The sequence below is a fragment of the Sphingomonas immobilis genome (assembly GCF_030580995.1).
Lineage (GTDB): Bacteria > Pseudomonadota > Alphaproteobacteria > Sphingomonadales > Sphingomonadaceae > Sphingomonas > Sphingomonas immobilis.
Genome location: NZ_JAUQSZ010000003.1, coordinates 114,671 through 139,739, shown reverse-complemented (window position 1 = coordinate 139,739; position 25,069 = coordinate 114,671). Strand labels below are relative to the sequence as shown.

Genomic DNA, 25,069 nt, shown 5'->3' with positions numbered 1-25,069 from the left:
TTGGCGCGCTCCGCCCGATACGGTACCTGAATTCCCACCGCACAAGCCGCGTCTACAACCCCGTGCAAAGCCTACCAGCTTCGCCTGAGGTGGACGGCAAGACGGTGACTTCAATGGCATGTCACATTCGGGCGTCGAGCTATCCATCCGCAATATCGGAAGCGACTGCTCTTTGCCGGGTCTGCAGATGATCGAATTTCGCGATGCGCGTGGTCGCGTGCTGCCGGCCTCTCGACGGGCACCGGTAGGGATGCACCCCGGCCCCGTCCTGCTGCCGGTACGTATCGCCGGCGGGCACCGCGCCGTCGCAGATATTCGTTGGGTCTCGGGGCCAGTATTCGATCATAGCCGGCGGACACAAGCCGCAACGATCTCACTGCGAATTGGCAAGACTCTCGTGCGCGCGCCTTTGAAAGCCGTGCTGTATGGCGAGCGGGGAAGTCTGTTCAGTTCGAACGGCCGCCACTGCATGCCGCTGAGGGGATGGCCACCGGATAGCGTAGGCGAGCTTCGGGCTGCGTTCAGGTTCGAAACGCTATTCCGCTTCGAAACTCGCCTACGGGAATGATGTATGAAACTAAAAGCCGCCGCCATTTTGGCAATCACGCTTGGAGCAATGGGCGCAGAAGCTAGCGCCTCGGCTGGCGTCCCGCCAACCAAATGCCGTCCGCAGGCAGCCACGCGTCTTGTTGGCCGGGCCGTGCCGAGCGACGTGACGATCCGCCGCCGAACTGGAAGCGCCACGGTGAGCCGGATAGCTCCGGGCGACGTGGTCACGCAGGACTATCGCGAAGATCGTGTGACGGTGACGGTGTTCAAGGGCAAGGTCACTGCTGCATCATGCGGCTGAAGGGCTTTCTCTACGCCGCAGGAACTACGCTGGCGCTCCTGCCCGTAGGCGATTGCGCCTCCGCAATGCCGGTCGAAGGGCCGGTGCGCCTTGGTCAGATCGCCGCCGTGAACGGACCGCATGTTCGCCCGGAACAGCTCATCGAGGACAGCCGCTGCCCCGTCAATGTGCAGTGCATACAAGCGGGCAGATTGATCGTGCGCGCGACCGTGCTGGGCGGCGAATGGTCGCGTTCCGTTGATCTGACGCTCGGGGTGCCGGTTCAGGTCGCGGACGGCAGCCTGACGCTTGTTTCGGCGACATCGCCTTTGACGGCAGGCAAGCGGCGAGGCAATCAGCGATCATATCGCTTCGCGTTCAATTTTCAGGGTGGGCTTTAGACAGCGTTGCGACAGTCCGGACCTCAGAGCGGTGCATGATGCCGACGGTGACGACCCTGCCGCTAATCCCCCGTCAGCTTTGTGCTTCCTTTCGGCCGTCCAAGCGGAATGCGAGCGCGCCCGAAAACGGCCGTTCGCTTTTTCAAATCTGAGCGACGACCCGAACGGTCGACATTGGAACTTTCGGTCATGCCACAGGGCGCCTGCCAACGTTGGCTTGCCGCCGAGACCAGCGTAGCGACCTGCACGAGAGGCCTGCATTTATCAGTCAGGTTTGTAGGGCGTCGAGCGGGACGACGATATAGCCTTCGTCCGCCAGCATCGGCAGCGTCGCCGGGAACTGGCTGCCGACAAGGAGCCTGCGGTTGACTCGGAGCGCGTTGGCAGCGGCTTCCTCACCGGCCGGCACGACGAGCTGGCGGAAGCTCGCGAACAGCCCGCTGTCTTCGCCGGCGCGCGTAGTGAGCGCGCTGTCCTCGTCGAGCAGGCTGACTGCGGACTTGAGGTGCAGAGCGTATTCCGGCGGCAGCACCACGCGCGCCGCACGGCCGATCGCGCCAAGCGCGGGCCAGCGCTTCCGCACCCGCGCGGTCGGTCCTGGCGGACGGTCCGATCAACACCAGACCACGCTGTCCGGGCATCTCGCCGCTGTCGGCATGATCTCGCGGACAAGCGCGAAATGCCGCTTGACCGCCATCCCCAGACGCACCCCCTCGCCGATCCGCGTCCGGACGCCCGGGCGGAGCAGGATCGCGCCCTCTGGGAAAGTCAGCGCCGAATCCTCGACGACCAGGCTGTCGGGACAATCCGCTTATTCAGACCTATTCGGGAATAGCATCACGGCCACGCTTGCCTCGACGTATCCAGATACGGTTGACCACAGTCGAATAAGAGGGTTCCGCGGCCAAACGCGCATAAGCCGATGGTCATGTCGATTGCGGACGTGAAAGGAACATTGTCGAGCGCGACGGCACCAAGCAAGATTGTCCCATTTTTCTGCCCAGCTTTTAGGATCGGACGTTGCATCGTCCGCAGCGCGCAGGGAAAAAATTTGGCAATAAAGACGCCGCCTTCTGAGACGCCGATCGACGGGCGTGCGCCTTAATTAACCTGGACAATGTAGCTGTAACATCCGATTTGGCGGCAACAGCGACTTTGCGAAAATGGATTTGGGTAATGGCCGACGAAACGCTCAACTCAGTTGAACTCGCAACAGAGTTGACGATTGCTTGGCTTGGCAATCAGAACAACCGCGTCGCGCCTGAAGACGTGCCGACGTTTTTGCGGACTATGCACAGCACGATCCTGGAGCTGGGAAGGGCGCTCACCGCACCTACGAAGACGCTCGAACAGGCGCCGTCTGAGCCAGAGTACGTGCCAGCCGTCACTGCCAGGAAGTCGCTGGCGTCGAAAGACCACATCATTTCTATGATCGACGGCAAACCGTACAAGACCTTGCGCCGTCACTTGTCGACCCACGGCTTGACGGATGTCCAATATCGCGAGCGCTACAATCTGCGCTCCGACTATCCAATGGTTGCAGAAAGCTATTCGGAGGCGCGCCGCGCGATGGCGCATAAAATCGGTCTGGGCCAGAAGGGCCGCGCTGCAAAAACCAAGGCGCAATCTGCAGCGGCGGCAGCTCCAACCGCAACCGCCCGCAAGCGCGGGCCGCGCAAGGTTCCTGTCAAAGCCCAATCCCACTGATCACGCAATCAAGCCCTACCTACTGAAGTTCAACCTTTAGGACGTTCTAAAATTCTCAAATGCGTGCGATATGGCGGATACCACTCTCACGACGTTACCGCTTGTTCTTTGTAGGCCCCATTGCAATGGGCGGGCGGATAGGGAGACCTTTAAAATAGACGATCAGCACTTTTCGCATTTCAGCAGACTCACCATCAGGAAAGCCGGGTCGCCAAGAAACCGAAGTGTGCTTCCATTCGCCGACAACCGTGTCTGGACCACGCATGCTGTACGCGAATCTTATCGCACTGTCGGCGCGTGCTTCGGCAAGCTGTGAATTGAACGCCTGGCCGCCTGTATGGCTGTGGAAACCAAATGACCACGCGACCTTATATTCTCTGTCGCTCGTTCCTAGACTACCGCGATAGATGCCATCCTTATGCTCCGGCTTAAGCTCGCAACTGGCAATGTCGAAGTTTGTTAGTTCGATAGACATGGACAACTCTGGTGCCCATCCCTTGAGTTGCGGATACGCTTTTTCGAGCTCGGTTGCGGTGTTGAAAATGCGATATGCACCCGGACCTGAACCATTTGCCATAAAATCCCCTTTCCAGAAAAGTAAGGTTGGCCACCTGACCTTCTTGATCTGCGCTCCTCAGCCGGAACCTATCTTTTGACCAATTCAACTCGCCGGTTTTTCGCGCGCCCGTCCTCACTGAGATTGTCTGCAATCGGTTTCGACTGGCCGAAGCCCATTGATTGCAATCGGTCGGTTGCGATACCCTGCGCCTTCAGCGCAGTAGCCACAGCAAATGCGCGGCCTTCTGACAGAGCCTGATTGTGGGCGGGAGTGCCGGCGTTGTCGGTATGGCCCTCGACGGTCAATTTCAGCGCCGGGTTCGCCTTCATCAGCTTAACGATTTCGGACAGGACTGGCGCGGACTCTGGCTTCATATCCGTCTTGTCGGTATCGAAGCTCAAGTAGAGAGCGACGTGGCCGACGCTGTCGAGTGCCGATTTCATCACTTCGGCGGGGATCATCTTGACCTTCACCTCGAGCGCTTTCTTCTCGACGATGGTCAGCCAGTAGTTTTTCGAATTGTCTTCCCAGGGGTGATAGACCTCAACCCAGATCTGTCTGGTTGGCGTGCGCACCATGTAGACGCCCATCTGGTCTTCTTCGTAGACGTAGTTCGCCCGGTAGCGCCGGTCGGAGAACATGATCTTGTCGTCCTTCATCGGCTTGCCGGTGCCTTCGTACACCGTGACGCCGCCGAGATCGTGGACGAGCTTCTCGTAGGTCTTTTGAATCTGGAAGAAGGAGGCGGTTGTGCCCTTGCCGCCGGTCGTCATCGTGCGGCCCTCAACGGTGATCAATTTGGTACCGTCAAAAAATTGCCAGTGATCGTAAGGGACGTCCTCAAGATATTTTTTGGCTTCGGAACTCGCGATGTTCTTCTCGTCGAAGCGCTCGTAGCCTTCCATCATGCCGAAATAGGGCCATGCCCCGAGCGTCGGGTTTGCAAGCGGTGTGCTGTCCGGGCTGAACCCGGCAGTCGTCGGCGCGGCGCTCGCCGTGGAACTCGGCGTGGTTTTGGCCGCGACGACGGTAGTATTGACCGGCGGCGAAGCGGTATTGCCATCGTGCGCCGACTTGAACGAACAGCCGCCCGTTACAGCAAGCACAATTGCGGCGCCGGCGAGCCCGGCGAACTTGGTCCTGCTCATTCCATCCCCCCCAAAAAATCACGAAATCATGCAGGTCTCGCCCGAGTAGAGCGATGTGACGTGCGCGGTCGGCTTCGTGTTATCGAGGAAGCCTGACGGGCCGTTCTCGACGGTGAACATTACGCCTAGCGAGCCGTCGTCGACGGTCACGCTGGGATAGGCTTTCTTTAGCGTCGCAAGGGTGGCGCCGATGCCAACGCCTTTCGAAGTCTTGAAGCTGCGGTCGCCGTTTCCATCCAGTGTCCAACCGGAAAATTTGCCTCTCAGAAACTCCATACCAAGGCCGTTTCTGAACTCTACGCGACTCATCGGTTCGCCCTGACCGCAATCGGGAATGCTGTGAGCCTTGATCGGTTTGCCCGAGACTGCCGAAACTGCCGCAATCGCTGCAGCGCGCGGAACGCCGAATTTCACGACATGGCCGCCTTGGCTTAAGCCGATATCGCCCAGCACCCACGGAGCAGACGATGCGGCGATTAGCGCCAGAGCGGCAATTGCGAATAGCCTCATGCGCCGAGCTTGTGCGCTAGCGTGACTGCGGTCGCCTGCGCTTCGTCGCCGCCGGCGCTCGCCATATTGATATAGTAGAAGCGCCCGCCCTCCAGATAGACTTGCAGCATATGCATGTCAGGGCTCCACAGTGCAGCCTTGCCGACGCCGTCGACCTTCACGGGCGGTGTATTAGAGACGATCGCGGTCTGGCTGACGGCGCGCTTTTGAATCTCCTCGACGCCGGGATTGTCGGGCGACTGACCGACCGACACGACGATCATCTTGCCGCTCTCAAACGTGTAAGCGCACTGCGAGAATTGCTCGGTGCCTCCCGCGCCGTCTTTCACTGCGCTTAGTTCAGCGCTTTTGATCCCGCTGCCGAGCACCGAGGCGACGACGCTTTTGTCGATCAACGCGCAGGCGTTGGTAACACTAGGGCCGGCGGCCTTTCGCGCGTCGGTGGCATTGATACTGTCGGCTGTCGACGTGCTGCCGCCGCTTCCACAAGCGGAAATCAACAGCGTGCTGACGAGCGTCGCAGCAAAGCCCTGATGTTTCAGCACCATCCCCGCATCGCTCCGTCACCCAAAAAGCAGCCCGAGCAAGTAAAATGCCCGGGCTGAAGTTCCAGACCTTCCGAATTGAAGGTCTTTGGGTCGCTTCACCTAGACGGCAGCGCGCCGCATTTCCGGCCACGATCGTCCATATTTTTTTTAAGTAGAGTTAGGCCCGGCTCAAACGCCGACGGATGGGGAGAGTTTCTCTCAGAAAATATTCGCGGCTACCTTTGCCAAGCTTCGCTGCCGCATCGTCCGCAGTGATGAGGATATTGCGCGCAGCAGTGGGATCGCCGAGAGCGAAGGTGAGCGCGGCACGAGACCGGCGATAACGCGCTAACGCTAGGGTGTCGCTGTCGAGATGCTGTTCGGGGTTCGCGACTTTTTCGGCCAGTGCCCGTGCTTCCGTCAATCTGTCGAGATCGATCAACGCCTCAATCTGCGCCGCGCGGACGAGCAAGGTCGTCTTGTCTGCTTCGCCAAAATGTTCGATCGCCATCGGCGCGGCAGCGCTCAGCAATGTGAGGGCTTTCGCCGGTTTCCCAACTTGGTTGAAAAGTCGGGCAAAGCGAAGAAGATCTACGGCAAGTGCGATGCCGGGCCCGAAATAACGCCGTCTATCGGCGATCAACAGCCTGAAGATGTCTGCGGCGGCAGCAGTCTGACCCTGCCGTATCATCAATTCCGCGCTGAGCCGATGCAGGTTGAGCGCTCCTTCCGAATGCGGATGCGCAGTCTGCGTGAGAGTCGCGTCGGCTCGACTAAGCAGATTGTGAGCCTCGGCGAAATGGTCGGTGTCTAGCATGAGGGTGACGATGCTAGCGTAGCGTGCAGCTAGATTGCGGTCGTCGTTGACGTAGTTTTCCTCGGCATCAACGAGGTTGTCCATCAGCACGGCTGTGGCCGCATTTGGCCGGTTGGTGCGGCGCAGGATCAGAGCCTTCGCACCGGCAGTCTCGACGCGTTCGCGACGGAAACGCACGCTATCCGAACTCCATGTGCGATCTGCACTCGCAAGCATCCGTTCGGCGTCAGCGAAACGGCCTTCAGTTGCGAGAATCGTGCCCAGTTTAAGCCTAAATCGCGCTGCGTTAACGGGATCGGATCGGCCAATCCCGCGCTTCAGGGCCTGCGTCAGCAGCACCTTGGCATCGTCATTGTTCTCCATTCCAAGGTAGAGGTCGGCCAGCGCCGTGACAGTCTGAGCTGCGTTGGGGGAATCGGGGGGGAGCGTGCGAATCATACGGCGCGTCGTCCCCTCAATCATTTCGCGTACGGACATGGATCTCTGCCGTGTGGTGCCGGTTGCGTCGCGAAACATAAGCTGCATTGCGTCATTCAGCGCTTTCAACTGCCCCGCTTCCGCGCGCGCGGCGTCGCGCTCGATCGCCGTGTTTCGCGCCTGCCAAGCTATCCCCGCTGCGCCAATCAATATCGCTGCGATCGCCGCGATGGTGACGGCTGCTGCCCAACGATGGCGATGGATAAATCGACCGAGGTAATAGGGCGTAGAACCTTGCCGTGCCTTCACAGGCATCGAACTGAGATGGCGGCGCAGATCCTCGGCCAGTTCGCCGACGCTGATGTAGCGCTGGTCCGGATTGCGTCGCATCGCCTTGAGAATGACCGCATCGAGATCACCCCGGATGCGACTAGGCGCGATCGGCGAGCTGGCTGTGGCGACGCGGCTCGGGACCGGCACGTCCTCGTCGAGGATGCGGCGGAGAAGAGATGGAACGTGTGCACCGCCAGTCTGCCACGGCCGATTTCCGGTCAGCAGTTCGAACAGCACGGCGCCAAGCGCATAAATGTCGGTTGCGGCGGTAGTCGTGCCATTTTCCAATTGCTCCGGCGCCGCATAATCCGGAGTCAGCATCGCGTGCCCAGTGAGCGCGCGGTCCAGCGTTGCCTCGTCGATCAGCTTGGCAATTCCAAAGTCCAGCAGACGGGCTCGGCCGCCCGTATCGATAAGGATGTTGGAGGGCTTCAGGTCGCGGTGCACGATCAGCTTGGAGTGAGCGTAAGCAACGGCATCGCAGACGTCGACGAAGAGCTTCAGTCGCGTCTCCAGGCTGGCGTCATGTTCTGCGCACCAATCAATGATTGTCGCGCCGGGCACATACTCGAGCGCCATGTAAGGCCGCCCGTCAGGTGCCGTGCCGCCGTCGATCAGGCGCGCGATGCCGGGATGGTCAAGCGAGGCGAGCAACTTCCGTTCGAAATCGAACGAGGCGAAACGGTCGATCGCCTCGGCGCGAAGCAATTTCAGGGCCACATGCTGTCCGAAACCGCCGGCCGCGCGTTCCGCATAATAGACTTCGCCCGCGCCGCCCCTCCCGATTAGATTGTCGACGCGGAACCGCCCTATGCGCGTCCCCGGGGCAATAGACGCATAATTGTCCGGGTCGGGCTGCGAAGCCGGAAATTGCCGGTCTAGAACGCCGGTACTGCGACTGGCGGCCAGCAACCGCCGCAATTGTCCCGCTTCGAACGGTAAGAGTCCTGTTGCCGCAACCGCCGCTTCCTGCATATTTTCGGGCAGGTCAACGATACCCTCGAATGCCGCTAAAATGGCGTCCCATTCTTCAGCAGTCGGTTGCCGCGTCAAAGTCTGATCGGCTTCGCGTCGAAGAAAGCCGTCACGCGGCGATCTCGTTATGAATCCACGCCTTCGCCTGCACCCACCGACGTCGCACGGTGCGATCGCTAATGCCCAAAATTTCGGCGGTTTCGCGCTCGTCATAGCCCGCGAAAAACCGGCAATCGACCAGCCGCGCAAGCTCGCTGTCTATGCGTGCGAGACTCTCAAGCGCATCACCAAGCTTGACGAGATCTCGGTCACTTCTTTCGTCTGCGACGCGGTCGTCATATTCCATCTGAGGCGCCGAACGTTTTGCCGTCGATCTAGCGCGGGCGGCATCGACCAACAGGTGCCGAATCGCGGTCGATGCGCAGGCGAGGAAATGCGGGCGACTTTGCCAGACCTCGTGGCGTTTGAGCTTAAGATAGACTTCGCCAATTAACGCGGTCGTCTGCAATGTCTGCGGTGCCCCTGCGCGGAGATGTTCGCGGCGGGCGATTTTGCGAAGCTCCGAATATAAGGTAACGACCAGAGCATCGGTGTCGAGATCGAATCGCGTTTCAGTAACTCCGTCTGCCCGGGAGGCCGCCGTCCGATCGTCGAATCTCATGGACATTTCTAACGCACGGCCAATTTCGTAACAAGCGCTCACTGCAACAGCGCCGGGTAGCGAAGTCTGTTAATAGGCGCAATTCGATTCAGTGGCATGTAGCGCGACTTTAAGCTCCGCTGGGACTTTCCCGAGCGTCCGCTAACGACCCATAGCGGACGTCAGCGCGAGCGGAAAAAGCTCCATTCATCCGCAAAGCACTCGAACGTCTCGTCACGCAAGTAGAAGAGAAAGTGGCGCTTTCCCGCATGCTCATGGTTGGTCGACTTCCAGTCGGTGGGTGCATGCGCGAGCGCGTCAGTACCGACAATTTCGTAGAACTCACCCCATGCTGGAGCGATCGTGCTGTAGCGGCACTGCCCGCGATACCAGCCTTCATCGTTGGTGCTACCGAGCCTCCATTTCGAACATCCGTCGAAGGTCAGCCGTCCTTGCTCATCTGCCGACGCCTCGTAGGCCCAAGGGTTCAAGCGGAACTGCAATGTCACTTCCGAACCATTTTTCTGAACCTCGGGTGCGGGGTCGTTCGGCTCTGCGTTCCACGAGATTGAGTTGAAGGAATGCCCGGTCTGTCATTAGGATAACTTGGCATCGCCAACGTCCGCAATCCACCCCATGGCGGGAATTCGCTCTCGACCCATACCCGAGCAAGAAGTGGGCGCCGGTCGGTGTTGATGAGGCATAACGCTTTGGTACGATGCACTATCGTCAAGCTGTCAGGGCACTTTGCGAGGCGAAGCGCTTGCCGACGGCGCGCAGCCTTAGGCGTCGAGGGTTGGTGTTGGCGTCTTCGCGCGCGGCTTACGTGCGGGCTTCGCGACAACGTGCTCGGGCGCGGCCGCCCTTGATTTGCCCAAGCCGATTTTTATCGCGAGCGCCCGCCGCGTTTCGGTATAGCTCTTGGCGACCATCGGGTAATCCTTGGGCAGATCGAAGGCCACGCGGTAGCTTTCCGGCGTGTAACCGTTCTGGCTGAGGTGGCGGCGGAGCATCTTGTACGGCTTGCCGTCGATCATGCTGACAAGATGATCAGGCTTGATCGAGGCGCGCACCGACACGGCGCCAATCGGCTTGGTGCCGGGTTCCACCGCTGGCGTTCCCAGCGTCGAGAGGGCGGCATAAACCCTCTCTATCACGCCGCCAATATCGCTGATGGCGACATTGTTATGGCCAACATGCGCCGCAACGATGTGGGCGGTCAATTCGGTAAGCGTCGACACTTCGGTCAAAGGGGTATCTCCGGGGAAGGTTACGCATCGCGTTAGGGTCGCATCGGCTGAACGCACGGTGAAGCACGATGACCGCGCCACCCAATTTTAAAGATTGACGAGTTGTTAACCAACTTTGTTTAGGCGCAGGCCTAAAGGAGCCCCGCATGCGCGTACTGCTGATCGAGGACGAGCCGACGACCGCCAAGGCGATCGAGCTTATGCTGACTTCGGAAGGATTTACCGTCTACGCGACCGATCTGGGCGAGGAGGGCCTCGATCTCGGGAAGCTGTATGATTACGACATCATCCTGCTCGACCTCAACCTGCCGGACATGCACGGCTATGACGTGCTGAAGAAGCTGCGCTTCGCCCGCGTGCAGACGCCGGTGCTGATCCTCTCCGGCATCAACGACATGAACAGCAAGGTAAGCTCGTTCGGCTTCGGCGCCGACGACTACGTCACCAAGCCGTTCCACCGCGAAGAGCTGACCGCGCGCATCCACGCCGTCGTCCGCCGCTCGAAGGGCCACAGCCAGTCGGTCATCCGCACCGGCAAGCTCGCCGTGAACCTCGACGCCAAGACGGTCGAGGTCGATGGCAGCCGCGTCCACCTGACCGGCAAGGAATATGCGATGCTGGAGCTGCTCTCGCTCCGCAAGGGCACGACGCTCACCAAGGAAATGTTCCTGAACCACCTCTATGGCGGCATGGACGAGCCCGAGCTCAAGATCATCGACGTCTTCATCTGCAAGCTGCGCAAGAAGCTCAGCCTGGCATGCGACGGCGAAAACTATATCGAAACGATCTGGGGCCGCGGCTACGTGCTGCTGGACACCGAGGATATGTCGCAGGCCGCTTGAAGGCTGCGACCAGCTGAGGCTCCGTCTATCGCCTGGCCCCACAACCAGGACGTTCACGTTGCGGCCGGCGAGGGTGCCATGCGGCGTACCCGCCGCAGGGCTGTGGCGGCTTGCAGGCTTTGGTGAAAACAGCCCGAACGGTACTGTTAGACCAACCAGCATCTGGTTCCTTTATGCGGAAACGCGAACGAGATTTTTCAGGAACAAAGCAGGATTTTGCGTAAGCTGAATGCGCTCCGAACCATGTAGAAAAATAGCTGCCTCGAAGCTCTGACAGTGCAGAATTTTCAAAGTGCCGCGCTCCACCCTGATCGGTACGCTAGCCTGTATCGGTTGGGCGGGATCAGCCAAGGCGTGACTGATGGCTCCGGGTCTTCGGCGTTCTACCGCTCAAACTCTTCGCGCGTCATGAGCCCTTCTGCCGCTGCGTTCTTCCGGCGCGACCGGCGCTCCCGAGCGATGATGTTGAACGATCGCACGTTGCCCGCCAATCCCTCGGCTATCGGTACAGTCTCATGACTGATTTCGATGCCGCGCTCGATCAGCCAATCCTCCACATTCCACAATGACAGCGGGAAGCGCACGTACATCATCACCACGAGGCGGGTCACCTCGGGTGAAGGTTGAAATAGAGGGATGGGCTTAGCGGCAGTGCTCAGGATTTGCGGCTCATCCGGACCCGGTATTATCGGACACCGCTCCTGCCACGTTGCTCTGACAGCGCCCCGCTACGCCGTGCCTGTTGACTTGACAGAGCCATCACCAAATTGAGCGTTGACCCGGGCTTAGCGCAACCAGTCGCATATAATTGACTAATCGTCAGTTTTCTATACCGGACTCGAACGTGAGAAATACGACATCAGGGGGTGGCGAAATGAAAATGGAAGACATGATTTTGGTCAGCGTTGACGATCACAACGTCGAACCGGCGAATGCTTTCGTCTCCCATTATCCCGCGGCGTTTAAAGACGAAGCGCCCCGGATCGTCGATCGGGGCGGCAAGGACGCCTGGCTCTGGAACGATACCGTCTATCCCACCATCGGTCTCAACGCCGTCGTCGGTCGCCCGCGGTCTGAGTTTGGCATGGAGCCGACCCGCTTCGAGCAGCTACGTCCTGGTTGTTTCGATCCCAAGGCACGCATTGATGACATGAATGTCAATGGCATCCTGGGGTCGCTTAACTTTCCGACGATGCCGGGTTTTGCGGGTGGGGCGTTCATCACAGCTGCTCAGAACGGTGCGCCTGACAAGGCGCTTCGCGCAGTTCGAGCCTACAACGACTGGCAGGTTCAGGATTGGTGCGGCGCCGGCCCAGGACGACTGATCCCGATGGTCATCCTTCCGCTCTGGGACATGACCGAGACGGTTGCGGAGATCGATCGGATGGCGAAGGCAGGGGTTCATGCCATTTCCTTTCCTGACAATCCTTTCAAAGGTGGTTTGCCAAGCATCCATAATGCCTATTGGGAACCTGTGTGGAAGAAGTGCAGTGATCATAAGATGGTGCTGAACTGCCACATCGGCACCGGGTCAGAGGCCGCGCACGCATCCGACGAAACGCCGATCGACGCGTGGATCACCACCATGCCAATGGCAATCTCCAATTCTGCCGCCGACTGGCTTTTTGCGTCATTCTGGAAACGCTATCCCGACCTGCGCATGGCGCTGTCTGAGGGCGGCATCGGCTGGGTGCCTTATCTGCTCGAGCGCGCCGACTTCACCTACGAACATCACCGTGAGTGGACCTTCAGTGATTTCGGCAAGGAGCGGCCGTCGGACGTCTTCAAGCGCCACATCATCACTTGCTTCATCGATGATCAGTTTGGGCTCAAGAGCCTCGACTATATGAATCCCGACATGGTCTGCTACGAGGCGGACTACCCACATTCGGACACGTTGTGGCCGAACTGTCCAGAATATCTCTATGCGTCGATCAATGGACTATCCGACAGCGTAATCGACGCTATCACCCATAAGACAGTTATGCGCGAATACAGCTACGACCCTTTCACGACGTTAGGCAGTCGCGAGAATTGTATGGTCGGGGCGCTGCGACATCTAGGCCGCAATGTCGACGTTTCGCCACGAGAAAATCTGGGCGGCCTCAAGACCGACAGCATGGACCTCGTCGGCCAGGCGCGCCGCCCAGTGACCTCAGGCGAGATACAGAAGATGTTCGCCTCTGCGTAATCTCGGGTACCGAATACGAGAAAAGCGTCCACAAGAGGCTCGCGGGCGCTGTCAGACTAATGCGGCAGGTGGTAGCGCGCTTTCTTCGGAAACGAGACTGTATTTCTGGGTCAACGCCATTGCCTGATCGCGAGTGACGCGGTCTTCGAGATAGTCGCGGGCGAGGGTGAAGCGCGCGCCGGCTAGCGCCTTTGTCGCCTCGCCGAGCGCGTAATTGTGTGCTGCCCCGGCAGGGACCAAGCCAGCCAGGGGAAAGAGTACCGCCTTCTCGAAGGTGGTGCGTTCGTCGTTCGGGAAGGCGAGTTCGATGCCGAAATTGGCCGACCCTTCGGCGGGAAAACTCTGTGGGCCGTACAGCGGGTAGATGCTGAACTCGCTCAATTCACGCCTCCGCGAAAGCGTGCGTTCGAGCGGCATGTTATAGACTTGGTGCCCCGGATAGCCCTTGTGGCACCCGAGATCGACGGCCCGGTCGATCGGCAACGGCAGATCAATGTTTACCTGGATGAGACTGGTGGCGTCGGCGCAGCCGCCGCATCTCCGACGGCATCAGCCCGGCGTACTTCTTGCGCCGTGCATAAAATGTCGCGTTGCTGGTCCCCGCCTTCCGGAATACCTCGCCGATCGTCGTGCCGTCCTCAGCTTGCTTCAACACAAATGCAATCTGCGCCTCGCTGAACTTCGATCTCTTCATCGTCCACTCCGTCACCTAGCCTTCAATCCTAAACTGGAATTTTCCAGCTCAAAACGGTCCAAGAAACGGGCAGCAGGTCAGCTGCCGCGCATCTTCGTCCGGCTCCTTCGCGTCGGACTTGCCGAAAATCGGTCACATTTCAGGGGCGCACGTCAACATGGCTCAGGTCAGCGACAGGTTAGCGCTTCGATCGATCCCGCTTGCGGGCCTGCTCTCACGCGGGATCTCGGAGCCAACATTCTGACGAACACGATATTGGTACCCAATCGGCCTCCGCTTGCCTACAGTTCGAAATCTGCCGTGGAGGAACGCGGCTGAAGACGAAGGGAAGGGGATGACGGGCGTTCGCTCCGCAGCCGAGTTTAGCTTTGCATTTTTAAGCACCAACAAGCTGTGGGGTGGCAGCGAAGAGTTATGGAGCCGCACGGCCCTCGCTCTCGCCGACGCCGGTCATCGGGTCGTCACGGGCTCTCAGACTCCCCGCCCCAATATCACGCCCCTTGATCGACTCGAAAAGCGCGGCGTTCGCCATTTCGATCTGCGCAACACGGGCATGATTCCGTTCAAGATCAGGCATCTTATCGACGCCTGCACACCGTTTACGCGAATGACGCAGGCAGCGAAGATCGACCATCTATTTCGTTCTGCCCGACCCGATCTGGTGATAATCTCGCAAGGCCTGAACTACGAGGGTTGGCAATGGGCCGAGCGTTGTCGGCAGGTCGGTCTTTCCTATGTGCTTATCAGCCAGAAAGCAGATGATATGCATTGGCCAAGGGATGAAATTCGCAGAGCTTTCATGGATGCGCACCGCGGCGCGGTCGAAAGTCTTTTCGTCTCCAATCACAATCTGCGCCTTACCGAGGAACAGATTGCAGGCAGTCTGCCCAATGCTCGCGTGGTGGCGAACCCTTTCCTCGTTCCGTGGGCCAAGCGCGACGACTGGCCTGATACTGGCAACGGCTTTCGTCTCGCTTGCGTCGCCCGGCTGGACACTGTGGAGAAAGGACAAGCGGCGCTACTTCGCGTGTTGGCGCAGCCGAAATGGCGTGAACGTCCGCTCCGTGTCAGCTTCTATGGGGCGGGGCCCGACGCAGAAGGGTTGCGCGAGATGGCGCGGTATCTTGACGTCGAACGGGCCGATTTCCCGGGATTTATCGCTACACCTGAGAGAGTTTGGGACGATCATCACGGCTTGGTGCTGTGCTCACGCTGCGAGGGGCTGCCGCTCGCGGTGGTAGAGACAATGCTGAGCGGGCGTGTCGCGGTCATCACGCCCGCTGGGGGAGGCGCTGAAGTGATCGAGCATGGCAGAACTGGGTTCGTTGCCGCTGGACATAGCGAATTCGAGATCGACGCCATTCTTGAGGAAGCATGGGCTTCTCGCGACGATTGGCAAGCCATCGGCGAAGCGGCCGGTCGCTCCATCCGCACGCAGATTCCTTCTGACCCGTCTGCGACTCTCGCTGCCGAATTATCGATCTTAGCGGCACGGCAAGGGGCGCATAACCGCGCTCCGAGTTCGGATACCGGACTACCTGTCGGCCACGCTTTTGAGCGAGCGGCCGAACGAACGCTCGCCCCGGCGGATCAATCGGCCTAGACTGAGATTCCAAATTTCGCTCGGTAAAGCGCCACAGCTTCGAGACAGAAGCCGGTGGTCAACTCTTCCGACCCCCATCCTTGCGAGCGCTGCGGGCCGCCGTAATAGAATAGCCAGCGCACCCAATTTCCCGCCTGGGTCTGCTGATCTAGTAACGCTGCCACCGCTTGATGGACCTGCGCTGTCGGGGCGTCGAGTAACAGCAATGTTGAGACTGCAAACGCCGTATCGAGGATCGAGGTACCGAAGCTGCCATCGCGTTGCGCGGTCGCGAGGATGCGTTCGACGATCAGATCCCGCGCCGGAGCAAGGCCGTGCGCTCCCTTCGAATATGCTCGAGCGATGAGATAATAGATGCTGAACCTGTTGCGGTACCATTTGTCGCAATCGTCCTCGCGCCCCTCCACAATGACACGCAGTAAGGCAGTCACGATCGGAAGCGTTTCCGGTCGCTCGCCGAGATAATATAGGATGTTGGCGTTGATCCCCATGTCGACGTCATCGGGATCACACTCATTGGCCCGCCAGAACAGTATATTGCGCAACGGGTGCAGCAGTCGCTTGGCAGTGACGCGCAAATGCGTCCGATTCCTTGGCCAGACGGGTCGCAACAGGAACCAGGTTAAGAAAAGACCCTGGCGGTTGCGGTTCGCGAGCAGCAACGGGATGTTCAGCGCAGGATATACGATGCCGCGAGCCTGCAGAAAGGCTGAGGCATAGGCGAGACTATCCGAATCGTACGGAACTGCCGCGTGCCAGCGGTGGCGATCGGAGAATACCGGCCATGTCGGTCCATGGTGTTGCTGCGACTGCATGTATATTGTCGCCTTGCGCAGCATGTGCTCGCTTGCGGGATGGGCCTCTGTCGATACCAGGCATGAGGCGACGACCATTGTCGCAAAGACCGTGCTGTCGGTAACGCACCAGCCCTGCATCGGCTCATCGATCGCGATATAGCAGCAGAATTCGCCATTGGGATATTGATGCTCGGCGAGATAGGCAAGGCCGCGGTCGATGGCGGCGTTGACCTGTTCGCCATCGACGTCCCGCTGCGCCTTTGAACCCCCGGCCATCTTCGGTCCAACCTCCTCGAATATCAGCATCTAACGCAATCCTGTAGCCTGCCTCCGGCGGAACTTGTAGCGGCAACATGAGAGGGTGAGGGCCGAACGATGAAGGGGCTGGGAAAGCGTTTTAGCGATGTCGGCTCGATAGCACGGGCGAGCGACTGGTGGTCGTCCAAGATGCCAACGTTACTCGCCGCGTTCTACGCGCCCTTCATCTTGACTGGTAGACCGATCGTCCCGGCCTGGCGTGAGGGGCTCGTGTTATTGGCCGCATTGGTGGTTGGCGCCACCTACGTCAGCATCATCAACGACCTGGCTGACATTCGCGAAGATCGCGCGGCAGGAAAGCCAAACCGGTTGGCTGGACGCCCACGCCGCATCGCGCTCTCGATGGTGCTCATAGTGGCACTCGTCGCGTCAGGCGTGGCTTTTGCATATCATTGGCGGGACGATCCGGCTCTTGTTCTCGTCTACGTCGCCGCTTGGCTCTCGTTCACCGCCTATTCGCTGTCGCCGCTGCGCCTCAAAGAGTGCGGATTTGCCGGGCTTATGGCGGATGCGTGTGGAGCGCACCTATTCCCAAGCCTTACCGCCGCGCTGGTCGCGTTTCGCGCGGCGGGTGTTGCGCCGTGGCCGTTTTGGACAGGCGTTCTCGCCGTCTGGGCGCTTGGGACAGGGTTGCGCTCAATTCTCGGTCATCAGCTACGCGATGCGGATGCGGACCGCCGCAGCGGTAGCCAAACCTTTGTTCAACGCGTCGGCGAGAATAAGGCGAGGCGTTGCGGCGAACGGCTGTTCTTCCCGCTGGAGCTAATCACGCTGTTCGCGCTGCTTGCATTGCTGCCGGGAAAAATCCCGGCGCTGGGGCTCGCCGCCTACAGCACCGCGACGATCATCAAACTGCAGGCACGGCAGTGGTCGATCACCCTCGTAGAGCCGCGGTCACAATGTGTGACGCTGTTGGCTGATTACTACGTCACGTTACTGCCGCTCTCACTTTTGCTGGCGGCTACCTCGCGCCATCCGCAGGATGCGGCCGTCCTGTTAACACATCTGATCCTGTTCGCCCCGATTTTGCTAAGCGAGGCGACACTCTTCCTCGCCATACTGCGAGCTAGGGGCTTGTCCTTTGCATTACGAGGACCAGACCGGCGGCAAGGGAAACGATGAAGTCATGAAGAAACAGATCATCTACGAAGCCGGCCCGCAGCTCCGCAACGGGCGGCGCTTTGTGCATGAGGCGGCAACCGATCTCCATCAGAGTCTGTCGCTCGGGTTTACGCTGTTCCAAGCGGGCTTGCAGACCCAGAGCCGTCGCGCCCTGCTCGGGCATCTTTGGCTTTTTATTCCGGCGATCATGGCGGTGACCGCAATCAGCTATGTTCAGGCGCGCGGAATTTTCCACTTTCCAGATATCGGCATGCCGGTTGCGGTGTTTGTTTTTGCCGGTACGACCTTATGGCAGTTGTTGTTAGAAACGCTGAACGCCCCCACGCGACAATTGATCGCACATCGCGGCACGGTCACGAGATTACGTGTACCACACGAGGCTATGATCTTGGCGGGTGTATATGAGGCGTTCCTCAACGCAGCCGTGCGGCTTGGCTCGTTACTGATACTTTGCATTTTCCTGCGAGTGCCATTGGGCACGACGACGCTGTTCGCACCTTTTGCTGCGGTTCCTGTGGCAATGTTGGGGCTGGCGGTCGGTCTTCTATTTGCGCCGATTACGCTTCTATACGAGGATGGCGCGCGAGGCCTGTTACTGGTGACAAACCTGCTCGTGTTCGCGATGCCGGTCGCTTATCCAATTACCGCGAGCGGCGTGCAGCGGTTCAACCCGCTCATACCTTTGCTGGACACGCCGCGTAATCTGTTGGTGCGTTTATCAGTGTCAAACGGCTTTGCGGCCACAGCCGCGCTTGCTGCCGCGCTGCTGCTGGTAGCTTGGTTCATCTACCGCCTTGCGCGACCGCATATCGTCGCGCGGCTAGGGTAATGACCAAGCCGCTCCTTCAGGTCGATGGCGCCAGTAAGAGGTTCTGCCCCGGTGTGCGCCGCTCGCTGTTATACGGCGCGCTCGACATTCTCGCCGAATTTTTGCCCACGCAGCGCTTGATGCGGTTACGCAGGGGCGAATTCTGGGCGCTCGATGACGTGTCCCTACAGCTGCACGCCGGCGAGGCTGTGGCGGTGCTCGGAAGCAACGGTGCGGGAAAGTCGACTCTGCTGAAGGTGTTGGCCGGCTTATTACCCCTGGACCGCGGCCGGGTTGTAATACGCGGCCGGGTGGTCGCGCTCATTGAGCTTGGCGCTGGTCTCAACCCATTGCTCACTGCGTGTGAAAACATCCGACTGGCGGCGCAGCTCCACGGCATCAATCGCAAACGCGCCGCCGCAATGGTTCCCGACGTGCTTGCCTTCGCCGGACTGGAGGACAGTGCCGATACAGTTCTTCAGACCTTCAGCACGGGTATGCGGGCGCGCTTAGCGTTCGGTATTGCCGCTCTGCTGGAAGCCGACGTGTTGCTCGTCGATGAAGTGCTCGCGGTTGGAGACGTGGCGTTTCAACGCAAGTGTCTGACGTACATGAAGGAATTTCTGGCGCGCGGTGGTGGTTTGCTCTTAGTGTCGCACGCGATCGCGCATGTTCATGCGGTGTGCCAACGCGGCATCTTGCTCGACCATGGTCGCGTCACTGCTGAGGGTGAGACGCAGGCGATCGTCCGTGCCTATCTTGCGGAAACAGAGCGGCATGAAACGCCGTTCGCGCCCGACGACGGCGCCACAGTGGCGATCCTCGCACTCGGCTTCGGGGAAGTCGCGCAGAGTCATGCCGAAACTGGATCTACCATTACCTTGGAAATGGAAATCCAAATGCAAATGCCCGACGTTGTTGGCATTTTCCCCGGCTTCTCGCTCTGGACGCCAGACGGCATGACTTGCGTCTCCTCAGTTTTCGACTTCGCCGGTCGCCAGCTTGCTCCAGGTCGCTCCACTGTACGGTGCAAGATTGACCGTCTGCCCTTGGCGCCCGGGCCCTATATCTTGAGGCCAATGATCGCAGATTCGACGGCTTATGCGCTGCTGCCGCTCGGCGGGCCATTTGGTGGAGGCCGCAGCGTGACGGTAAACGGCCCTGTTGACCTCGCCACAAACGCCCAGATGCAGATGGCGCAAATCGTCCGTCTCGATAGCCAGTGGCTCACCGATACACCATAACTTCAGCGTTGGGGGACGCGCTATTTGCTGGAGATAGTGATCGCGTTCGTGCGGCGCGATGAAGCTGTTTGAACCGCGCCGGCTTTGCCGGAGGCTCCAACTCCTGAGAAGGTGGAGCCTTTATGAGCAAGACGACGAACAAGCTTGCACCCAAGGTGCGCGAGCGGCGGTGCGGAGGGTGGCCGATCACGAGCGCGATTGGCCGTCTCGCTGGGCGCTGGTGGTGTCGATCGGGGAGAAGATCGGCTGCGTTCCGCAGACGCTGCATGAGTGGATGAAGAAGGCCGAGGTCGATAGCGGCAAGCGTGCCGGTGTCCCGACCTAGGTTGCCGACACCTACGTGGCGACTTCAGCGGGGTTCGTCTACGTCGCCTTCGCCATCGACACCTACGCCAGGCGGATCGTCGGTTGGCGGGCCAGCAGGACGGCACATGCCAGCTTCGTTCTCGATGCCCTGGAGCAGGCGCTTCGCGATCGTCGGCCGACCCATCGGGGCGGCTTCATCCATCATAGCGATCACGGCTCGCAATACGTGCCCATCAAGTTCACCGAGCGCCTCGCCGAAGCCTGGATCGACTCGTCGGTCGGCAGCGTGGGCGACAGTTACGACAACGCGTTGGCCGAGACCATCAACGGCCTTTATAAGGCCGAGGTGATCCACAGGCGTGGACCGTGGCGCAGCTTCGAAGCCGTCGAATATGCCACGCTCGAACGCGTCGACTGGTCCAACCATCGCCGGCTGCTTGAACCCATCGGAACATCCCGCCTACCGAGGCCGAAGATCAATGTTACGGTGACGCAAGCAACCTCGATATGGCAGCGTGTCTCACAGCCCAATACCTCCGGTAGGCCCGGCTCGGTTCAGTTGGCGAGCGTAGAAATGAGAAGATACAAAGATGTTGCGAACTGCGTGACACGTCCCATCACCAAATTCCGATGGCGATGAGCAGAAATGTCGCCATGAGGATTTTAGGGATATTGCTCAGCGTCCATTCCTGAAGCTGTGTCCTGACCTGAAACACACTGATCAACACGCGGCACCGTGGGCACTGCGCGCAATACGGTCGGGACGGTTCGTGACCGCGCCGTCAACGCCGTCGGCACCTTGCGCGATCGTGCCGGCAATGTCGTGAGCACGGCGAAAGACCGCGCGACCGGTCTGACGTCGGGCTCCGGCTCGGCGGACGGCATTGCATCGGGCAATGCGAATGGCGGCATCGACGGCGCGGCGTTTTCGGGCAGCGGCGAGGGTGCCGGATCGGGCTCGGGGGGGCCGCGCGGCATGAAGGTGCGCGACACCGCCGGCAACGTCATCGGCCGCGTCCGCTCGGCCGCCACCGACGCGCGGGAGCGGATCGAGACGATCAGCATGAAGGTCGGCGATAAGCTCGCAACGCTGCCGGCGGCCAGTTTCAGCAGCAACGGCGGTGTTCTGGTGTCTGCCATGGGTCAGGGTGAGGTTCAGAAGACGGCGCAATAGGCGGAAGGTCTGTAGACATTTAGACGAGGTCAGTTGGTCTGGACGGTTTCTCGTCTGGACCAGTTGCTATGAAAGCTAGTACAGTGGCACCCTGAAGGTATTCCGACCGGCTACCGCGTGGCACCTAAGCGTGCTCACATCGGCCATCGAAATCGAAGCGGCGACGTCCTGAAAGCGGTTGTTCGTTCATCCAGCGGCGAGCAGCGGCCGAGACGACCGAGATTTGGCACTTGGCCCTCAGACAGCTGTCGGGTTCGTCGATGCGGACACCCGATCAATAATGCCGAAGTCATTGTCCAATTTTGCGGGGGCAAATCCGACCTGAGATTACGCCGGTCTCATGTTATTAGGCAAGTCGAGGCGCGTTCAAACGATCACAGGTTCCGATGCGTTCACAAACTCATGCGCCGCTATGATCGTGGCTGGATCGTCGAAAGTCTGCTCAAGCGAAGGGGCCTCATCGAACAGATGCAAAAGTGCCCACAGAGCGAAACGGCGCCCAGGGTCTTGCTCCCGACCGAAGCCATCGCGCAGGCGTCCGATCGCGGCGTCATACTCCTCGGGCGAGAGCTCGTCGAGTTCACCGGGGCCGAAGTGCAGAAGCAGCAACGCATCAAAAGTCCGCGCAGAGCAGAGCGTTTGCCAGTCGGGCACGCGCATCGTGGCGCTAATTCCGGAACGCGCCGAGGAGTGCGGAGATAATGCCATAAACCGGCGCACCGGCAACAAGTGCCGCGAGCACCCAAAACTCGATAGCTTCACCCATTTCTCGCCAGCGAGACTCTGTACGTTCATCGGGATCATTTGGGGAGGGCATGATGCTACTTTGCAAATCGCGTCGCTGTAGGACAGCGCCAAACGAGAGGATCACAGCAGCAATTCTCTGCGGAAGCTCGTGAACGATTCCGCAGATATGATCAGATGATCTACCAACGTTACGGAAAGGTCCTTCCCGGCCCTGGCGATTTGAGAGGTGAGAATCTTGTCCGCGTGGCTTGGCGTGCAGTCACCGCTGGGATGATTGTGCGCGAGGAGCAGAGCACGCGCCTCGAGTTCCAGCGCGCGACGCATGATCATGCCGACTTCAATGTTACAGCTGTCAAAGCCGCCCCGGAACAGCGCCTCGCTTTTGATCAGCCGGTATCGGTGGTCCAGGAAGAGCGCCCAGACGACCTCGGTTTCCTCGTGACCAATTGCAGCCGTCAGATACTGAACCGCGTCTTCCCCGGTGAGAGGCTCCCGTTCTTCCACCTCTCCCCGGAGCATCTCCAGATGGCAGGCATGCATCGTCTGCAGCAGGTCGAGGGCATCGTAACATCCGTTCAAAAACGGAAGGGTGCGACGAGCCGGTCCCCGTATGACGGCGTAGAGCGTGCCGTATTCGTTGAGCAGCCGTTCCGCCCAGACGTCTGCATTACCCGGTCTGGCACAACTCAGAAGGTCGCGAAGGACGGATCGCTGCCGAAGCGCCGGACCCGATAGCGATGCCGAAATGCTGCGATCCCGACAATCCCCGCCATCGGCCATCCCGCAAGATTGATGATCCCGTAATAGCCCTCGAACATCATCAGGGGGTCGATGACCCGAAGCAGGTGCGCGATCACCGCTAGCACATGTATCGCGACCAGCCACATCGGCCAGAACCGGGTCGATCGTATCGCCAGAACGTAGAGAGCGATCAGGAGGAGCAGGTCGATGATCCAGGCGTCGTAATACACTGCCGTGTATTGAGAGTGGGCGCGTATCCGGGCCGCGATGAAGGATGCGACGTATGCCAGAACCAGCAACGCCGCCGCTCGCCGCTCGGCCGCCCCACCCACCAAAGCGGCGAGTCCGCAGCACATGGTCAACCAGATCAGAAAGGCGCCTATATGCCACACGCAGATATGAAGACCGCACTTGCTCTATCCCGTCAATGCGGCGTCAGGCGACTTCGCGCAGGACTGGTTCGGCGTGAATGCCGGTCGTTTTGGTCGGCGTCTCGTCAACATCGCCAAAGGCGAAGGTGCTGAGACCGGCCAGTCGTTGATCTTCGTGCAGCGCGGAATGGGCGCTCGTCATGGAGGTCCAGGCCGCTGCCAGGGCTTGGCCGGCGTCGGCAAGGTGCACAAGAGCGGCTGCACCAAGGTTCTTCGGGGCCTTGGCTTCCTGACGCGCTTCGACGATCGCGATCTGTAGACGTGCATTCCGAACGATGGAGCTTTCGAGGTCGGCTTCAGCCGGCATGAGATGCGCAGCGACCTTACGGGCCGCAGCGAGACGATGGTTCAGCATGATGATACCCCCTGAGCCGAATGAATTTCGGCAAATGAAGCGATCAAGGGCCGAGGAAGTGGGAAATGCCGGCGACGAGCCGACCCAGATAGTCGCCCATCATCATGCAGAGCACCAAAACCGCTGGCATCCCGATCGCGATAGCGATGATCCAGAGATTGCGTGTCGAGATACTCAGGTCATTGCGGCGTGCTCCCCTTGATCGGAGAGGCCACGGCGAAATGCGTGCCGGCGGCGGATCGTAGTTCCAACCGATGTCCCGTAACGCGGAAGTCTCCGTGGCCTGCTCCAGGCCGTGGGAGATGGCTGGCGGGAAAATCGAAGTTTGAGATAGTTCGGATTTGCGATCCGAAGGTCGATCCGAAGGTGGCCACCCCAATTCTCGAGCGGCTATTTTTGCTGCGCTTTCAGTAGTGTTAGTGCGCAGTTTTCGTCGAGATTCGGCGTTGTGCATTTCTACCACGCGCCTCGATGTATTCCGCATTTTCGCGATTTCAGCGTCGGTCATGCCATCCCATTTGGCTCTGAGGCACTCGACCTGTGTCTTTGTCAGCGATTCGACTCGTGGGCTCACGCTGGTAATGTACGCGAGGGGGCGTTGAGCGGAAGCTGGAGAAGCATGGAAACGTGTCCAACGAAATGAGTCTCGACGAACTCGCGGTCGCCATTGAGGCGTCGTTGCGCATCGCGGACTCGCTTCATCTCACTGACGTTGCGATCAGGCTAAACGACGCTTTGTGTGCGCTTGGTCATGAGGGTCTTCCTCCCGCCGATTGGAACTACGGATTGACCGAGCCGCAGTCGTGACTGCACTGAGGCCAGAAACGGAGCGTCTTCCTGAGCCGCTGACCATCCGGCGCATGCATAACGATCGTGCGCCGTGGTGGATTGTGAAGCGGATCGGAGCACTGGCATTGGCGCGCGATGGCGCCAGCGTCGAACGGTTCCATAAGATTCCCGTGGAATTGGATCGGCTGGCGGTGCCGAAGTCCTGAGCGGATTTGGGCGTCGATATTGCGATCGACCCAGCACCGGGATAGTTTGCGCTCACCGACTTTCGGCAGGAGGAATGTACTGATCCGCATCGCACTGCTCGCCGTCGCATCGCTGGCGTTGTCGGCTACTCCGGCGCTCGCCGCCAAGCCCTGTAAGGACGCCAAGGGCAAGTTCGTGAAATGCCCGGAGCCTGCAAAGGCGACGAGCACCGGCATTTCGAAGGGCAAGGACGGCAAGTGCCGCAATGCCAAGGGTCGTTTTGCCAAGTGCCCCTAGAGGACGAGTGACAGAGGGCCATTCGCCCAACGAACTTGCGGTCGGTTTGAATTATTCGATTCGGTAGGCAGACATAGGATCGACATGTCGCGATCGGCGGCGGTGGAGAAATGGAGCTTCCTTCCTCGCCCGCGACAGTAGTTCTCGCGGCGGGAGCGCGTGCTGCCCTTCCTTTCTCCAGACCACACGGTAGCCTTTTGGGATCGGATACCAGCGCCCACCGGGCCGCTTTACAACCGGCGTCGCGCAGGTTCGACATTCACCCAAAAAAATCATGCCGTGGAGGACGCCATCGGCTCGTCGATGCCCGA

Annotated in this window: 32 protein-coding genes and 2 pseudogenes; 15 read left to right on the top strand and 19 right to left on the bottom strand. The window is 59.8% G+C overall.

Annotation, left to right across the window (positions count from 1 at the left end):
* Positions 1 to 118 precede the first annotated feature (118 nt).
* Genes Q5H94_RS20500 through Q5H94_RS05920 form a run of 3 tightly spaced genes read left to right on the top strand, consistent with a single transcriptional unit; the run spans position 119 to position 1,230 of the window.
* Complete coding sequence (locus tag Q5H94_RS20500) at positions 119 to 568, top strand: DUF4232 domain-containing protein (RefSeq protein ID WP_431312142.1); 450 nt, start codon at positions 119 to 121, stop codon at positions 566 to 568.
* Positions 569 to 571: 3 nt separating this feature from the next.
* Positions 572 to 850 (top strand): I78 family peptidase inhibitor, encoded by a 279-nt coding sequence (locus Q5H94_RS05925; protein ID WP_304560314.1) that lies wholly within the window; start codon positions 572 to 574, stop codon positions 848 to 850.
* A complete protein-coding gene (locus Q5H94_RS05920) occupies positions 841 to 1,230 on the top strand; it encodes a hypothetical protein (protein ID WP_304560313.1) in 390 nt (129 codons plus the stop codon). The genes Q5H94_RS05925 and Q5H94_RS05920 overlap by 10 nt, the downstream gene beginning before the upstream one ends.
* 268 nt (positions 1,231 to 1,498) lie before the next feature.
* Here the strand turns inward: Q5H94_RS05920 and Q5H94_RS05915 are convergent, their stop codons facing one another.
* Positions 1,499 to 1,813 carry a hypothetical protein gene (locus tag Q5H94_RS05915; RefSeq protein ID WP_304560312.1) on the bottom strand — a complete coding sequence of 105 codons (315 nt, stop codon included), beginning with the start codon at positions 1,811 to 1,813 and terminating at the stop codon, positions 1,499 to 1,501.
* A gap of 593 nt (positions 1,814 to 2,406) precedes the next feature.
* On the opposite strand from Q5H94_RS05915, the gene Q5H94_RS05910 reads away from it, so the two are divergent.
* Complete coding sequence (locus Q5H94_RS05910; RefSeq protein ID WP_304560311.1) at positions 2,407 to 2,937, top strand: Ros/MucR family transcriptional regulator; 531 nt, start codon at positions 2,407 to 2,409, stop codon at positions 2,935 to 2,937.
* 94 nt (positions 2,938 to 3,031) lie between these two features.
* Here Q5H94_RS05910 and Q5H94_RS05905 read toward each other — a convergent pair whose 3' ends face one another.
* The 8 genes from Q5H94_RS05905 to Q5H94_RS05870 form a co-directional block, all read right to left on the bottom strand.
* Positions 3,032 to 3,514, bottom strand: a complete 483-nt coding sequence (locus tag Q5H94_RS05905; protein ID WP_304560310.1) for a hypothetical protein — start codon at positions 3,512 to 3,514, stop codon at positions 3,032 to 3,034.
* A 68-nt stretch (positions 3,515 to 3,582) separates the two neighbouring features.
* On the bottom strand, positions 3,583 to 4,644 hold the full coding sequence (locus Q5H94_RS05900; RefSeq protein WP_304560309.1) for an OmpA family protein: 1,062 nt from the start codon (positions 4,642 to 4,644) through the stop codon (positions 3,583 to 3,585).
* Between the two features lie 18 nt (positions 4,645 to 4,662).
* Positions 4,663 to 5,154 (bottom strand): hypothetical protein, encoded by a 492-nt coding sequence (locus tag Q5H94_RS05895; RefSeq protein WP_304560308.1) that lies wholly within the window; start codon positions 5,152 to 5,154, stop codon positions 4,663 to 4,665.
* Complete coding sequence (locus Q5H94_RS05890) at positions 5,151 to 5,702, bottom strand: hypothetical protein (protein WP_304560307.1); 552 nt, start codon at positions 5,700 to 5,702, stop codon at positions 5,151 to 5,153. The genes Q5H94_RS05895 and Q5H94_RS05890 overlap by 4 nt, the downstream gene beginning before the upstream one ends.
* A gap of 157 nt (positions 5,703 to 5,859) precedes the next feature.
* Positions 5,860 to 8,301, bottom strand: a complete 2,442-nt coding sequence (locus tag Q5H94_RS05885) for a serine/threonine-protein kinase (RefSeq protein ID WP_304560306.1) — start codon at positions 8,299 to 8,301, stop codon at positions 5,860 to 5,862.
* 31 nt (positions 8,302 to 8,332) lie between these two features.
* On the bottom strand, positions 8,333 to 8,884 hold the full coding sequence (locus tag Q5H94_RS05880) for an ECF-type sigma factor (RefSeq protein WP_304560305.1): 552 nt from the start codon (positions 8,882 to 8,884) through the stop codon (positions 8,333 to 8,335).
* Positions 8,885 to 9,045: 161 nt separating this feature from the next.
* Entirely contained in the window at positions 9,046 to 9,372 is a 327-nt protein-coding gene (locus Q5H94_RS05875) for a hypothetical protein (RefSeq protein WP_304560304.1), read from the bottom strand.
* A gap of 273 nt (positions 9,373 to 9,645) precedes the next feature.
* Positions 9,646 to 10,113, bottom strand: coding sequence for a Ros/MucR family transcriptional regulator (locus tag Q5H94_RS05870; protein ID WP_304560303.1), 468 nt, complete (start codon positions 10,111 to 10,113; stop codon positions 9,646 to 9,648).
* 146 nt (positions 10,114 to 10,259) lie between these two features.
* Between Q5H94_RS05870 and ctrA the strand changes: the two genes are divergently transcribed.
* Positions 10,260 to 10,955 (top strand): response regulator transcription factor CtrA, encoded by a 696-nt coding sequence (gene ctrA / locus Q5H94_RS05865; protein ID WP_304560302.1) that lies wholly within the window; start codon positions 10,260 to 10,262, stop codon positions 10,953 to 10,955.
* Positions 10,956 to 11,338: 383 nt separating this feature from the next.
* Here the strand turns inward: ctrA and Q5H94_RS05860 are convergent, their stop codons facing one another.
* Positions 11,339 to 11,566: a hypothetical protein gene (locus Q5H94_RS05860; protein ID WP_304560301.1), complete on the bottom strand. Its 228-nt coding sequence runs from the start codon at positions 11,564 to 11,566 to the stop codon at positions 11,339 to 11,341.
* Positions 11,567 to 11,829: 263 nt separating this feature from the next.
* Here Q5H94_RS05860 and Q5H94_RS05855 point away from each other — a divergent pair, with 263 nt between their 5' ends.
* Entirely contained in the window at positions 11,830 to 13,146 is a 1,317-nt protein-coding gene (locus Q5H94_RS05855) for an amidohydrolase family protein (RefSeq protein ID WP_304560300.1), read from the top strand.
* A 51-nt stretch (positions 13,147 to 13,197) separates the two neighbouring features.
* On the opposite strand, the gene Q5H94_RS05850 is transcribed toward Q5H94_RS05855, so the two are convergent.
* Together Q5H94_RS05850 and Q5H94_RS05845 are read right to left on the bottom strand one after the other, a co-directional pair.
* Positions 13,198 to 13,527: a hypothetical protein gene (locus tag Q5H94_RS05850; RefSeq protein ID WP_304560299.1), complete on the bottom strand. Its 330-nt coding sequence runs from the start codon at positions 13,525 to 13,527 to the stop codon at positions 13,198 to 13,200.
* A gap of 124 nt (positions 13,528 to 13,651) precedes the next feature.
* A pseudogene (locus tag Q5H94_RS05845) lies at positions 13,652 to 13,840 on the bottom strand (transposase); the annotation flags it as partial.
* 334 nt (positions 13,841 to 14,174) lie between these two features.
* On the opposite strand from Q5H94_RS05845, the gene Q5H94_RS05840 reads away from it, so the two are divergent.
* Positions 14,175 to 15,443, top strand: a complete 1,269-nt coding sequence (locus Q5H94_RS05840; RefSeq protein ID WP_304560298.1) for a glycosyltransferase family 4 protein — start codon at positions 14,175 to 14,177, stop codon at positions 15,441 to 15,443.
* Here the strand turns inward: Q5H94_RS05840 and Q5H94_RS05835 are convergent.
* Positions 15,440 to 16,546, bottom strand: a complete 1,107-nt coding sequence (locus tag Q5H94_RS05835) for a hypothetical protein (protein ID WP_304560297.1) — start codon at positions 16,544 to 16,546, stop codon at positions 15,440 to 15,442. The two genes, Q5H94_RS05840 and Q5H94_RS05835, sit on opposite strands and share 4 nt — an antisense overlap.
* Before the next feature lie 69 nt (positions 16,547 to 16,615).
* Between Q5H94_RS05835 and Q5H94_RS05830 the strand changes: the two genes are divergently transcribed.
* The 5 genes and pseudogenes from Q5H94_RS05830 to Q5H94_RS05810 form a co-directional block, all read left to right on the top strand.
* Entirely contained in the window at positions 16,616 to 17,680 is a 1,065-nt protein-coding gene (locus Q5H94_RS05830; protein ID WP_304560296.1) for a UbiA family prenyltransferase, read from the top strand.
* Positions 17,640 to 18,509 carry an ABC transporter permease gene (locus tag Q5H94_RS05825; protein WP_304560525.1) on the top strand — a complete coding sequence of 290 codons (870 nt, stop codon included), beginning with the start codon at positions 17,640 to 17,642 and terminating at the stop codon, positions 18,507 to 18,509. The genes Q5H94_RS05830 and Q5H94_RS05825 overlap by 41 nt, the downstream gene beginning before the upstream one ends.
* Complete coding sequence (locus Q5H94_RS05820) at positions 18,509 to 19,732, top strand: ABC transporter ATP-binding protein (RefSeq protein WP_304560295.1); 1,224 nt, start codon at positions 18,509 to 18,511, stop codon at positions 19,730 to 19,732. Before Q5H94_RS05825 ends, Q5H94_RS05820 begins: the two co-directional genes overlap by 1 nt.
* Positions 19,733 to 19,910: 178 nt before the next feature.
* Positions 19,911 to 20,057 carry a hypothetical protein gene (locus tag Q5H94_RS05815; protein ID WP_304560294.1) on the top strand — a complete coding sequence of 49 codons (147 nt, stop codon included), beginning with the start codon at positions 19,911 to 19,913 and terminating at the stop codon, positions 20,055 to 20,057.
* A 9-nt stretch (positions 20,058 to 20,066) separates the two neighbouring features.
* Positions 20,067 to 20,581, top strand: a pseudogene (locus tag Q5H94_RS05810) (DDE-type integrase/transposase/recombinase); the annotation flags it as partial.
* 74 nt (positions 20,582 to 20,655) lie between these two features.
* On the opposite strand, the gene Q5H94_RS20495 reads toward Q5H94_RS05810, so the two are convergent.
* Positions 20,656 to 20,754, bottom strand: a complete 99-nt coding sequence (locus Q5H94_RS20495; protein ID WP_431312147.1) for a flagellar biosynthetic protein FliQ — start codon at positions 20,752 to 20,754, stop codon at positions 20,656 to 20,658.
* A gap of 20 nt (positions 20,755 to 20,774) precedes the next feature.
* Here Q5H94_RS20495 and Q5H94_RS05805 point away from each other — a divergent pair, with 20 nt between their 5' ends.
* Positions 20,775 to 21,212: a hypothetical protein gene (locus Q5H94_RS05805; protein WP_304560293.1), complete on the top strand. Its 438-nt coding sequence runs from the start codon at positions 20,775 to 20,777 to the stop codon at positions 21,210 to 21,212.
* 366 nt (positions 21,213 to 21,578) lie between these two features.
* Here the strand turns inward: Q5H94_RS05805 and Q5H94_RS05800 are convergent, their stop codons facing one another.
* The 5 genes from Q5H94_RS05800 to Q5H94_RS05780 form a co-directional block, all read right to left on the bottom strand.
* Complete coding sequence (locus Q5H94_RS05800) at positions 21,579 to 22,016, bottom strand: hypothetical protein (RefSeq protein WP_304560292.1); 438 nt, start codon at positions 22,014 to 22,016, stop codon at positions 21,579 to 21,581.
* A 63-nt stretch (positions 22,017 to 22,079) separates the two neighbouring features.
* Positions 22,080 to 22,739: a JAB domain-containing protein gene (locus Q5H94_RS05795; RefSeq protein WP_304560291.1), complete on the bottom strand. Its 660-nt coding sequence runs from the start codon at positions 22,737 to 22,739 to the stop codon at positions 22,080 to 22,082.
* Entirely contained in the window at positions 22,646 to 23,092 is a 447-nt protein-coding gene (locus tag Q5H94_RS05790) for a hypothetical protein (RefSeq protein ID WP_304560290.1), read from the bottom strand. Before Q5H94_RS05790 ends, Q5H94_RS05795 begins: the two co-directional genes overlap by 94 nt.
* Positions 23,093 to 23,135: 43 nt before the next feature.
* Positions 23,136 to 23,486 (bottom strand): hypothetical protein, encoded by a 351-nt coding sequence (locus tag Q5H94_RS05785; RefSeq protein WP_304560289.1) that lies wholly within the window; start codon positions 23,484 to 23,486, stop codon positions 23,136 to 23,138.
* A 43-nt stretch (positions 23,487 to 23,529) separates the two neighbouring features.
* Positions 23,530 to 24,060, bottom strand: coding sequence for a helix-turn-helix transcriptional regulator (locus Q5H94_RS05780; protein WP_304560288.1), 531 nt, complete (start codon positions 24,058 to 24,060; stop codon positions 23,530 to 23,532).
* 229 nt (positions 24,061 to 24,289) lie between these two features.
* On the opposite strand from Q5H94_RS05780, the gene Q5H94_RS05775 reads away from it, so the two are divergent.
* Entirely contained in the window at positions 24,290 to 24,481 is a 192-nt protein-coding gene (locus Q5H94_RS05775; protein ID WP_304560287.1) for a hypothetical protein, read from the top strand.
* Between the two features lie 46 nt (positions 24,482 to 24,527).
* Positions 24,528 to 24,758 carry a hypothetical protein gene (locus tag Q5H94_RS05770; RefSeq protein WP_304560286.1) on the top strand — a complete coding sequence of 77 codons (231 nt, stop codon included), beginning with the start codon at positions 24,528 to 24,530 and terminating at the stop codon, positions 24,756 to 24,758.
* Positions 24,759 to 25,069 lie beyond the last annotated feature (311 nt).

What these genes read in the sequence shown, in the direction of transcription:
- Q5H94_RS05840 (WP_304560298.1), top strand. Translation starts at nt 14,175, where the DNA reads ATGACGGGCGTTCGCTCCGCAGCCGAGTTTAGCTTTGCATTTTTAAGC.
- Q5H94_RS05795 (WP_304560291.1), bottom strand. Translation starts at nt 22,739, where the DNA reads ATGGCCGATGGCGGGGATTGTCGGGATCGCAGCATTTCGGCATCGCTA.
- Q5H94_RS05920 (WP_304560313.1), top strand. Translation starts at nt 841, where the DNA reads ATGCGGCTGAAGGGCTTTCTCTACGCCGCAGGAACTACGCTGGCGCTC.
- Q5H94_RS05895 (WP_304560308.1), bottom strand. Translation starts at nt 5,154, where the DNA reads ATGAGGCTATTCGCAATTGCCGCTCTGGCGCTAATCGCCGCATCGTCT.
- Q5H94_RS05835 (WP_304560297.1), bottom strand. Translation starts at nt 16,546, where the DNA reads ATGCTGATATTCGAGGAGGTTGGACCGAAGATGGCCGGGGGTTCAAAG.
- Q5H94_RS05880 (WP_304560305.1), bottom strand. Translation starts at nt 8,884, where the DNA reads ATGAGATTCGACGATCGGACGGCGGCCTCCCGGGCAGACGGAGTTACT.
- Q5H94_RS05855 (WP_304560300.1), top strand. Translation starts at nt 11,830, where the DNA reads ATGAAAATGGAAGACATGATTTTGGTCAGCGTTGACGATCACAACGTC.
- Q5H94_RS05925 (WP_304560314.1), top strand. Translation starts at nt 572, where the DNA reads ATGAAACTAAAAGCCGCCGCCATTTTGGCAATCACGCTTGGAGCAATG.
- Q5H94_RS05830 (WP_304560296.1), top strand. Translation starts at nt 16,616, where the DNA reads ATGAAGGGGCTGGGAAAGCGTTTTAGCGATGTCGGCTCGATAGCACGG.
- Q5H94_RS05785 (WP_304560289.1), bottom strand. Translation starts at nt 23,486, where the DNA reads ATGCTGAACCATCGTCTCGCTGCGGCCCGTAAGGTCGCTGCGCATCTC.
- Q5H94_RS05890 (WP_304560307.1), bottom strand. Translation starts at nt 5,702, where the DNA reads ATGGTGCTGAAACATCAGGGCTTTGCTGCGACGCTCGTCAGCACGCTG.
- Q5H94_RS05905 (WP_304560310.1), bottom strand. Translation starts at nt 3,514, where the DNA reads ATGGCAAATGGTTCAGGTCCGGGTGCATATCGCATTTTCAACACCGCA.
- ctrA (WP_304560302.1), top strand. Translation starts at nt 10,260, where the DNA reads ATGCGCGTACTGCTGATCGAGGACGAGCCGACGACCGCCAAGGCGATC.
- Q5H94_RS05910 (WP_304560311.1), top strand. Translation starts at nt 2,407, where the DNA reads ATGGCCGACGAAACGCTCAACTCAGTTGAACTCGCAACAGAGTTGACG.
- Q5H94_RS05820 (WP_304560295.1), top strand. Translation starts at nt 18,509, where the DNA reads ATGACCAAGCCGCTCCTTCAGGTCGATGGCGCCAGTAAGAGGTTCTGC.
- Q5H94_RS20500 (WP_431312142.1), top strand. Translation starts at nt 119, where the DNA reads ATGTCACATTCGGGCGTCGAGCTATCCATCCGCAATATCGGAAGCGAC.
- Q5H94_RS05900 (WP_304560309.1), bottom strand. Translation starts at nt 4,644, where the DNA reads ATGAGCAGGACCAAGTTCGCCGGGCTCGCCGGCGCCGCAATTGTGCTT.
- Q5H94_RS05800 (WP_304560292.1), bottom strand. Translation starts at nt 22,016, where the DNA reads ATGATCCCGATGAACGTACAGAGTCTCGCTGGCGAGAAATGGGTGAAG.